The organism is Ramlibacter sp. Leaf400, assembly GCF_001424545.1.
Lineage (GTDB): Bacteria > Pseudomonadota > Gammaproteobacteria > Burkholderiales > Burkholderiaceae_C > Ramlibacter.
In genome coordinates this window covers 579,747-589,402 of the sequence record NZ_LMQL01000012.1, presented here as the reverse complement: position 1 = coordinate 589,402, position 9,656 = coordinate 579,747, and the positions used below count along the sequence as shown (strand labels likewise).

The 9,656-nt window shown below is 67.8% G+C and carries 9 protein-coding genes and 1 pseudogene; 7 read left to right on the top strand and 3 right to left on the bottom strand.

What is annotated here, in order from left to right:
- Nucleotides 1-258, top strand: a 258-nt coding sequence (locus ASG30_RS18475) for an acyl-CoA dehydrogenase family protein (RefSeq protein ID WP_268793589.1), incomplete at its 5' end; no start/stop codon positions are given.
- An 87-nt stretch (nt 259-345) separates the two neighbouring features.
- Here ASG30_RS18475 and ASG30_RS18470 read toward each other — a convergent pair.
- A complete protein-coding gene (locus tag ASG30_RS18470; protein ID WP_055900112.1) occupies nt 346-1,377 on the bottom strand; it encodes a MerR family transcriptional regulator in 1,032 nt (343 codons plus the stop codon).
- 150 nt (nt 1,378-1,527) lie between these two features.
- Between ASG30_RS18470 and ASG30_RS18465 the strand changes: the two genes are divergently transcribed.
- Nucleotides 1,528-2,379 (top strand): DUF4399 domain-containing protein, encoded by an 852-nt coding sequence (locus ASG30_RS18465; protein WP_055900109.1) that lies wholly within the window; start codon nt 1,528-1,530, stop codon nt 2,377-2,379.
- Nucleotides 2,376-2,822, top strand: a pseudogene (locus ASG30_RS23045) (transglutaminase-like domain-containing protein); the annotation flags it as partial. The gene ASG30_RS18465 and the pseudogene ASG30_RS23045, both read left to right, overlap by 4 nt.
- A gap of 345 nt (nt 2,823-3,167) precedes the next feature.
- Here the strand turns inward: ASG30_RS23045 and ASG30_RS22800 are convergent.
- On the bottom strand, nt 3,168-3,614 hold the full coding sequence (locus ASG30_RS22800; protein WP_055900106.1) for a PACE efflux transporter: 447 nt from the start codon (nt 3,612-3,614) through the stop codon (nt 3,168-3,170).
- Between the two features lie 220 nt (nt 3,615-3,834).
- Between ASG30_RS22800 and ASG30_RS18455 the strand changes: the two genes are divergently transcribed.
- On the top strand, nt 3,835-6,654 hold the full coding sequence (locus ASG30_RS18455; protein ID WP_156385610.1) for a PAS domain-containing hybrid sensor histidine kinase/response regulator: 2,820 nt from the start codon (nt 3,835-3,837) through the stop codon (nt 6,652-6,654).
- Between the two features lie 38 nt (nt 6,655-6,692).
- Here the strand turns inward: ASG30_RS18455 and ASG30_RS22685 are convergent, their stop codons facing one another.
- On the bottom strand, nt 6,693-7,205 hold the full coding sequence (locus ASG30_RS22685) for a hypothetical protein (protein ID WP_156385609.1): 513 nt from the start codon (nt 7,203-7,205) through the stop codon (nt 6,693-6,695).
- A 247-nt stretch (nt 7,206-7,452) separates the two neighbouring features.
- Here ASG30_RS22685 and ASG30_RS18450 point away from each other — a divergent pair, with 247 nt between their 5' ends.
- The 3 genes from ASG30_RS18450 to ASG30_RS18440 all read left to right on the top strand — a co-directional run bounded on the left by ASG30_RS18450 (nt 7,453) and on the right by ASG30_RS18440 (nt 9,489).
- The gene (locus ASG30_RS18450) at nt 7,453-7,845 is read left to right on the top strand and encodes a hypothetical protein (protein WP_156385608.1); all 393 of its coding nucleotides are present in this window, start codon (nt 7,453-7,455) and stop codon (nt 7,843-7,845) included.
- Nucleotides 7,846-8,018: 173 nt separating this feature from the next.
- On the top strand, nt 8,019-8,969 hold the full coding sequence (locus ASG30_RS18445; RefSeq protein ID WP_327212934.1) for a Bug family tripartite tricarboxylate transporter substrate binding protein: 951 nt from the start codon (nt 8,019-8,021) through the stop codon (nt 8,967-8,969).
- Between the two features lie 4 nt (nt 8,970-8,973).
- The gene (locus ASG30_RS18440) at nt 8,974-9,489 is read left to right on the top strand and encodes a carboxymuconolactone decarboxylase family protein (protein ID WP_055900097.1); all 516 of its coding nucleotides are present in this window, start codon (nt 8,974-8,976) and stop codon (nt 9,487-9,489) included.
- Nucleotides 9,490-9,656 lie beyond the last annotated feature (167 nt).

Sequence of the window (9,656 nt, the reverse complement as noted above, 5' to 3'; positions counted from 1 at the left end):
TGCCTGCGCCTGGGCCGCATGAAGGACGAGGGCACGGCTTCGGTGGAGATCACCTCGATCATGAAGCGCAACTCCTGCGGCAAGTCGCTGGACATCGCGCGCATGGCGCGCGACATGATGGGCGGCAACGGCATCAGCGACGAGTTCGGCGTGGCGCGGCACCTGGTGAACCTGGAGGTGGTGAACACCTACGAGGGCACGCATGACATCCATGCGCTGATCCTGGGGCGGGCGCAGACGGGGATCGCGGCGTTTTAGTCGGGAGCACGCAAGCGAACGCGGAAATGAAAAAAGCGCGCCGAGAGGCGCGTTTTTGTCATGGGTCTTTGGCGGAGCAGGAGTCTGTCAAGGGTGTGTCAGGTCGTCCTGCAACTCCGTTCCGCCGTGCTGCGCCACGAGGTGCAGCGCATGCTCGAACAGCGCACGGGCCGAGCCCGAGATCGAGCGCAGGTAGGCGTGCAGCCGCGCGTCCTCGGCGCTGTCGTGCAGGCACTGCTCGCTGTAGGCCTCGAAGCTGGCCAGCTGGTTGATCAAGTCCGCCAGGTGGCGTGGACATTCGCACACGATTGATGTCGGCGCCGCGGCCACGCGGGCCAGCAGGGCCTCGGAGTAGCGCCGGCGCGGGATCGCCGCGCCCGGGCTGAAGGCGCCCATGGACTCGCGGGCGTTCACCACCTTGAGGGAGCGGATCAACTCCACCAGCTCGGCGTCGGGCAAAGGCTCGCGCCGCACCAGCACGCCCGCAGTGCGGATGGCCGCGAGCAGCGGCTCGGCACCAAAGTTGTAAAGGAGGATGGCGCGGCTGACCCGATGGTGTTCGATGGCACGCGCGAGCATCCGATGGGCGGAGACGTTGACGGCGTTCAGTCGCACCAGCAGCAGGTCGGCGGGCGGCGCCTCGTCCAGCGGCACTTCGCCATCGATCGCCTCTTCAAGCGAGGCGTAGACCTGGCGCACGTCGAGCGACTCGCCTTCATCGCCGCGCCGCCACTGCGGCGTCTGCAGGCGTGCGGCAATCGCGTCGCCCACCACGATGGCCGACACCCTGGGCGGCCGCACGGGAGCCGGGCCTGATTCGGCCGATGCCCCCGCCAGCAGTCGCTGCAACTCGTTCACTGGCAGCCGTGCGATGGCACCGACGCTGTGGCCGGAGGCGGTGAGCAGTCGCATCAGTCGCGCCTTCGTCACGTCCGACTCCACGTACAGGCGGTGCCGCCCCGTGCTCTTGGCCGGGCTGAAGGCGACGTAGCGCTTCTCCCAGACCCGCAGGGTGGCGACGGGCACCCCCGATAGCCGCGAGACGCCGCCGATGCGATACGAGCCGGCCGCGAGCGGGAGCGTGTCGTCGACCGCGCCTTCGTTGAGTAGGTTTTGCATAGGTATGAGCCGCAGTTGTATCGGGCTTAAAGGCTCAATTCGTTGACAGTTTGGCGGAGTAACTCGACATTTGTTTCAGTTTAGCCCCATTTCAACGCTGGTCACAACCTCTTCAGCCAACCCTCGATTCTGAACAAAACAGGAAAGCTCATGCAATCTCGCGCCCGTCACCTGCTCTCAGCTTTCGCCGTTGCCGCGGCCTCGCTCCTGCCGACCGCCCAGGCGAGCGACAACGACGAAGCTGTCGTCCACCCCTGGGTCGTGCCGCCGGCCAGCTTGCAGCCGAGCGCGCACTTCACCAATCTGAACGATGGCGACCTGGTGCAGTCCCCCTTCGTCGCCCGGTTCGGCCTGTCGATGCGCGGCCTCGTACCCGCTGGCAAGAACGCAGGCAAGGCGGGACACCACCACCTCTTGGTGAACCAAGCCCTGCCGCTGGACTTCCGGCAGCCACTGCCCTTCACCGACAAGTACATCCACTTCGGCAAAGGGCAGATGGAAACGGTCCTGAACCTGCCCCCAGGCAAGTACCAGCTCAGCCTCCTTCTGGCCGACCAGGGGCACATCCCGTATTTCGTCTACAGCAAGCCGCTGCAGGTCACCGTGACAGAGCAGCGCGCCGTGGCGCCAGCATCGGTCCAGGGACCTCCGCGGGTCGAGATTCTCGGCCTCGCCGAAGGCGCGACGGTGCGCGGTCCCTTCCGCGTGCTGTTCCACGCCAGTGGGCTGAACGTGGCCCATGCCGCCGCGAAAGTGGCCGACACCGGCCACTTCCGGCTGACCATCGAACGCAAGGGCGGCAAAACCGAGGTCCTGGACTTCCCGGGCGGCCACACCGAGGTCTGGCTCGCGCCGCCGCCCGGCGTCTACCAACTGCGGCTGGACCTGGTGAACAACCTCGACGGCCGGCCGGTCGCGACCGCTTCGGCTCTGAGCGTACGTGCGGAGAGCGCGCGGCTCGGGGCCATGCAGCCCGCCGCTGCGAAGGTGGCGCAGCGATGACGGGCACCGCCCCGCTCGCTCCGGCAGACAGCTGGTGGTCCGCGTCCGTCCCCCCGGACGTAGCGGCGGACGAGCACCAGTGGCTGGGTGCCACGGCGCAGTTGGATCTGGGTCATCCCAAGGTCCGCATCACCGCCCAGAAGCTGACGCAGGCGCGGCAGACGCATGCCGCGCGCGCCGCCGCCCTGCACGACTTCGTGCGGCGCCTGCCGTTCTCCACCCGCCCCATCGACGAACGCGTCACGGCCAGCGAGGTGCTGCGCATCGGCCGCGGAGACTGCCACAGCAAGGGCGTACTGTTCGTGGCCCTGTGCCGTGCCGCTGGATTGCCCGCACGCTTGCTCTACGTCCAGCTGCGGCCGCGTTACCTCGACGGGATTCTGAGCGAGATGCCGACCGTGATGCCCCATGCAGTCGGCCAAGTGTTCGTGGAAGGCCGCTGGCACAGCACGGACGGTTATGTGGTCGACCCGGCCCTGTTTGCCAATGCCAAGGCCTTGCTGCGCGAATCGGTACGTGATTGCGGCTGGGGCATCGTGCGCGAGGCGCGGGGCGCATGGGATGGCCGCAGCGAATCGCTGCACCAATTCCGCGCCGCCGACGTGCTCGACGTCTTCGGCGCCGTGCATGACCCCGCGCACTTCTGTCGCAGCGGCGGCAGCGCGCCGCCACGCGGCTGGCTGGGCGGCTGGCGCTTGGCCGTGAGATCCCGCCTGGTCAACCGCCGCGTGGCCCGGATCCGCACGCGACCCGTGCAGCAGACGGCCGGCACCGTTCTGGAATCGTCGCTAGGCACCGACGGTCTTCCCCTCTTTCTGCACGGCCGATGCAGGCAACCCGAAGACCCGATCGAAGGCCCATGTGAACGCGATGGCGTAGACGAAGAAGAACACGAGCAGTCCGAGGTTGGCCACGAATGCTGCCGCCGGCGAGATGTCGAGCCAGAGCGACATGACGGGGAGGAGGATGACCACCAGCCCGCCCTCGAAACCAGCCCCGTGTGCAAGCCGCCTTGCAAGCGAGCGTCCCCGCACGATTTGCCTCGATTCCCAGCGCTCGAAGATCCAGTTGAAGACGTAGTTCCAGGTGAGCGCGATCGTGGACAGAACGACGGCCAGCCCTAACGTGGATGTTGGCGGCTCGTCGAAGGCAAAGCTCAGGGCCGGCCCCACGGCGGCGATGGCGATGGCTTCGTAAAGGACGGCTTGAAGAACGCGGCGGGCAAGAGGTGACATCGTGGGCGTGAAGCAGAAGCGGGGCGGAGCGGTCCAGCGACACACGGGTGGGCTGGTGGCGATGCCGGGAGATTACGGGTGTGGGCGTTCTTGTGCCCCACGACGGTGGGGAAGCCTGGGATCGTCTGGGTGGTTGTGCCGCAACACTGGACAGCCGGGCGCTTGACCCCGGGGGTCAGGTCCCGGACGTGCAGGTATCGGGTTCCTCGGTGCGCTACGGATGAGTTGCGCCGACGCGGTCCATGACCTGAAAAGGACCGCGAACCGCAACCACGGCCGGGAAAAGATGGCACAGTGCTGGGCCCGCCGAACCCCCTTTCCCTTCCTGTTCCCCCCCGAGATGCACTACCAGCCGCCCCCTGTGGATGGCGCCCACGCGTGGGCCGCCGAGGACCGGTTGCGCCTCGCCGCCGAAACCGCGGGCCTGGGCTTGTGGACCTGGGATGTCGCCACCAGCGCCGTCGAATGGTCGCTCGAGTGCTACGCGATCCACGGCATGCAGCCGGGGACCTTCGAGGGCTCCAAAGAGGCTTTCTTCGAGCTGGTGCACCCCCACGACCGCGGCCGAACGCAGGCCGAGGTCCAGGCCGCGATCGAGCAACGTCGCCGCTACGAGAGCGAATTCCGCATCGTCTGCCCCGACGGCACCATCCGCTGGGTGGCCAACACCGGCGTGGCCCGATACGACCCGCAGGGTCGCTGCACCTCGGTGCTGGGCACCATCCAGGACATCACCGCGCGGCGCGCCACCGAAACGGCCTTGCAGGTGGCACTGGAGGCGAGCGGCACCGGCACCTTCCGCTGGTCGATCCAAACCGACGCTCTGTGGTGGGACACGGCGCTCGATCGCTTGTTCGGGCTGGAGCCGGACCAGGTGGTGCGCGGCCTGGAGGAGTTCATCGCGCGTGTGCATCCAGAGGACCGCGCCGAGGTCATCGACCGCTGCAATCGCTGCAAGGTGCACGGCGAGGATTTCGAGATGGAATTCCGTGTCGTCCATCCAGATGGCTCCATCCGCTGGCTGTACGACCGCGGCCGAACCTTCCTCGACGCGGCCGGCCGACCCCAGACGATGACCGGCGCTTGCGTCGACATCACGGAACGCAAGCAGGCCGAGTCGGCACTTCGCGCCAGCGAAGTGTTCTACCGGCAGACACTCGAATCCGTGCCGGGCCTGACCTTCACGACGCGCGAGGACGGCTTTTGCGACTACCTGAGCGACCAGTGGTCGACGTTCACCGGCATCCCCGCGCACGAACACCTCGGCCGTGACTGGGTCCAGGCGCTCCACCCGGACGACCGTGACCGCGCGCGTGAGGCCTTCGAGTCGGCCGTTGCCGCGAAATCGAACTACACGGTCGAGTACCGCATGCGACGGCACGACGGCCAGTACGAGTGGTTCAAGGCGCAAGGGCACTTCATTCCCGGACATGGCGCGCTGCCCGCGCGATGGATCGGCACCGTCGTGAACGTACACGACCTCAAGGAGACGGAGGCCGCCCTTCGGGCTCGCGAGCGGGAGCTTCGCACCCTGACGGAAAGTTCGCCGGATGTGATCGTCCGTTTCGACCGCGAGCTGAGGCATGTGTTCGTCAGCGCCGCCATCGAGCGCATCACCGGCCTGCCGCCGTCGATCTTCATCGGCCGCACCAACCGCGACCTGGGCATGTCCCCGGCCTTGTGCGACCAGTGGGAGGCGGAGATTCGCCGGGTCTTCGACGAGGGGAGTCCGGGCGTCTCCCACTTTGACATGCCCACGGGCGGCGAGACGCGGCACTTCATCAGCAGCCTCGTGCCGGAATTCGATGCCCACGGCCAGGTGGAGTTCGCGCTATGCATCACACGCGACAGCACGGAAGCCTGGAGGGCGCAGGAGGCGCTTCGCCGCGCCGACCGCCAGAAGGATGACTTCCTGGCCACGCTGGCACACGAACTGCGCAATCCGCTCGCACCGCTGCGCACCGGGCTTGCCGTCCTACAGCGCAGTGGTTCCACGCCCGAGCAGGCTCATGTGCAGGGCATCATGGAGCGCCAGCTCGATCACATGGTGCGACTTGTCGACGAGCTGCTGGACGTCGCGCGCATCAGCCAGGGCAAGGTGGTGCTGCGGCGCGAGCTGCTGCCCCTGGACGCTGTCCTGAATCAGGCCGTCGAAGCGGCGCGCCCCTGGCTGGAGACGCACGGCCACGCGCTGATCTGGGACGGCGCGGACCCGGACTGGCACATCAACGCCGACGCCACCCGCCTGGTGCAGGTCGTGGGCAACCTGCTGAACAACGCCGCCAAGTACACGCCGGCGCGCGGCATCGTCACGCTGAAAGCAGCGCTCGAGGGCAACGAACTGCGCATCAGCGTGGAAGACACGGGCGTGGGCCTGCCTCCCGAGCTGCTGGAGCGGGTCTTCGAACGCTTTGTGCAGGTCGACCAGCACCTGGAGCGCGCCCAGGGCGGGCTGGGTATCGGCCTGAGCGTGGTCAAGTCGCTGGTGGAGATGCACGGCGGCCGTGTGGCGGCGCACAGCGGCGGACCGGGCACGGGGAGCAGGTTCACCATCTGGCTGCCGCGGGCACACAAGACCCCAGGGAACGCGATCCAGGTGCCACCGTCGGGCGCCGCCTCGGGGCCTGCCGCGCAGCGGGTGCTGATCGTGGACGACAACGAGGACGCTGCAGAGACGCTGGCGATGGTGCTGGAGTTGGAAGGACACGAGACGCGGCGTGCCTGCGACGGGCCGTCGGGCCTGCGCGAGGCCGAGGCATGGCGGCCCGACATCGTCTTCCTCGACATCGGGATGCCGGGAATGAGCGGCTACGAAGTGGCCTCGCGCTTGCGTGCTCTGCCCGGTTGGCAGCACACCTTGCTGGTAGCCCTGACCGGTTGGGGTACCGAGCAGGACCGGGCTCGCAGCGTCGCGGCGGGCTTCGACGTGCACCTCACCAAGCCCGTTGACCTGCTCGCCGTGGAGGCCCTGCTCACCGGTGTGAGCGGGCAGGCTTCCGGTCTGCCGAGCAGCCGCTCTGGAAATCAGTTGCGAGCCTGACCTTCCGGCAAGGCGCAGGCAGCCGGCTTGAAGAATGCCTAGCAACGCCCCTTCTTCGCTTGTCCAGGAGGGCAGAAGTTGCCACGCCCAGAAGGTGCGTGAGCGCGTGCCTCGCCATCGGCGCGCACGACAACGGCTGCCGGTGCGGGCTGCGCGACGACCTTCGGCTGCGCGGAACCTTTATCGGTGAGCGACTTGCCAACGCTCGACCCGAGGGCCCCGCCCGCGCCTGCGCCCACCACGGCTCCCGTGCTGCCGCCCAGCTTTTGCCCGACCGCGGCACCAGCGCCGCCGCCGACGGCTCCGCCCACGATGGCACCGGTTTTACCCGAACCGGATGTCGTCGCGGCTGCGCCCACGCCGCCGCCCAACGCACCACCGATCACCGCGCCGTTCTTGCCGCCGACTTGGCTGCCGATCAGCGCACCCGCGGCTCCTCCGACTCCCCCGCCGACCGCGGGCCCCACATCCCCGGCCGCAGCACCTCCAGATGCCAACAGAAGGCACACGAACGTGGATGCGATGGAGACGACCTTCAGAGCGTGTTTCATGATTTCAGCCTCGCAGGCTTATGGAAGGTCCACAGCTTCACAAAGCGCGCACGAACAGTCCAGCTTCGAGATGGATGGAGGCGACAGACGGGCCTGTTTGTCTTCCGAGCGGCCAGTGCGGTGTCTGCTTTAGACCCGAAGCAGCGGTGCCACAGGGTGGCTGCGGACGAGGAGCGGCTAACGCTCCGGTTCAGCGGCAAGGTCAAGGCCCGGAGCATGGGATGGCCGGCGACGGCAAAATGGAACGATGTCCCTGCCACGATTGAGTCCTGCGGCCGTCGAAGCACTTGCACGCCGGCACCGTGGCGGCACCCCGTGCCCCAGCTGCAGGCCGTTCACCAGCCCGGGCTGGGAGGCGTTTCCCACCACTGGCGACGAGGCATTGCTGCAACCCATCGGCGCCTTGTGGCTGCCGGAGGATGACGAGCCGACGCTGGAAGAAGCACCGCGCCCGGTGGGCGTTGACAGCTGGTCCCCTTTGGCGCCCATCTCGCTGGCGCACCACCCCTACAACCGTTGCGAGGTCTGGGCGTGCGTGAGTTGCCACCTGCCATTCCTGCGCTACACCGAGTACGGCGGCTACTACGTGGAACGGCGCATCCGCCAACTCCAGGCCAATCGCGTGGGCTCGCCTAGCTGACGTTCAGAGGGCAAGTGGAAAGCACGCGCCGCGGCGGCTGACCGGCAAGTCACTGGTGCGCGCAGTGCCGGTCGCGTACTGCGCCGAGCGTCCAGAAGCTCAGGGTAAGCAGGGGTATTTCGACGCACGCGACGCTTCTAGCATGCCAACTCCTCGCCACCGGAGTCCACATCGTGAAGAAGCTGATCATCGGTGCCCTCGTCGCGTTGTCGGCCGGCATCGCCGCGGCCCAGGACTGGCCATCCAAGCCGATCCGGCTCATCGCGGTGTTCCCGCCCGGCGGCTCGGTCGACCAGGTGGCGCGCATCCTGGCCGAGGCGCTGCGGCCGCAGTTGAACCAGACGGTGGTGGTGGAGAACATCGGCGGCGCCTCCGGCGCCATCGGCACCGCCGCAGTGGCTCGGGCAGCGCCCGACGGCTACACCTTCGGCGTGGTGTTCGACACGCACGCGGTCAATCCCGGACTCAAGCCCAACATGGGCTTCGACACGCTGAAGGACCTGGAGCACGTCACGCTGATCGGCACCGCCCCCATGGTGCTGGCCGCCACCAAAGGTTCGCCGCACGCCAGCTTCACGAGCCTGGTGCAGGCCGCCAAGGGCAAGGAGCAATCCAGCTACGGCAGCATCGGCACCGGCAGCCTGGGCCACCTGGCGATCGCCTCGCTGGCCAAGGGAGCCGGGTTCAACTGGTCCCACATTCCTTATCGGGGGGGCGGGCCGCTGATGAACGATGCGGCCGGCGGCCACGTGCCTCTGGTGGTGGGCTCGCTGTTCCTGGTCAAGCCGCACGTGGACAGCGGCAGCCTCAAGCCACTGGTGGTGTCCACCAGCACGCGCTCGAAGCAGATGCCCAACGTGCCCACCATCGCCGAGAGCGGCTTTCCCGGCTTCGACGCGCCCGCATGGTGGGGCGTGATCGGCCCGGCCAAGGTGGACCCGGCCATCGTGCGGCGGCTCAACGAGGCCGTGACCAAGGCGCTGCGCACGCCCGAGGTGGCGCAGAAGCTGAGCGCCCAGGGCATCGACATCACCGCCGGTGGCCCCGAAGTGTTCAAGCCCTTCGTGGAGAAGCAGATCAGCACCTGGGCGCGCTTCGTCAAAGACAACAACATCACCGAGTAAGCCGATGGCCCGCCTGTTCTACGCCGATCAGGACGACCCCGCAGCCGCACCCCTCGTAGAGCGCATCGTTCGCGAGCGCGGCCAAGTCCTCAACCTGTACGGGATGTTGCTGCACAGCCCGCCCGTGGCCGAGGGCTGGCTTGCCTTCCTCACGGCGATCCGTCAGAAGTGCCAGCTGTCGCCCCGGCTGCGCGAACTGGTGATCCTGCGCGTGGCCGTGATCAACGAAGCGGAGTACGAGTTCGACCAGCACACGCCGTTCGCGCTGGCCGAGGGCATGTCGCAGCAGCAACTGCAGGCACTGCGCGCAGGCGATTTCGGCGCTTTCGACGCAGTGGAACGGGACGTGCTGGCGTATTGCGACTCCATGACGCGCGAGATCCACGTGCCCGATGCCGTTTTCGATGCGGTGCGGCGCCACTTCGATGAACGCGAGATGGTCGAGCTCACCGCCACGGTGGCGGCCTACAACCTGGTCTCCAGGTTCCTGGAAGCGCTGCGCATCGATCACGACCACTGAGCCACGAGTCGGCCTGCCAGCTCTGCTGCGGCGGCACGTTTCGCTCCAGCCGCCCCATCACGTCTTCAGCGCATCGGGCGTGCTGGCCCCCAGCCCAGACCGCCACGAGCGGGCGACCACCTCGAACGAGTTCTCGGGGGCCGCAAGGAGTTTCGGGGCTCAAGAGC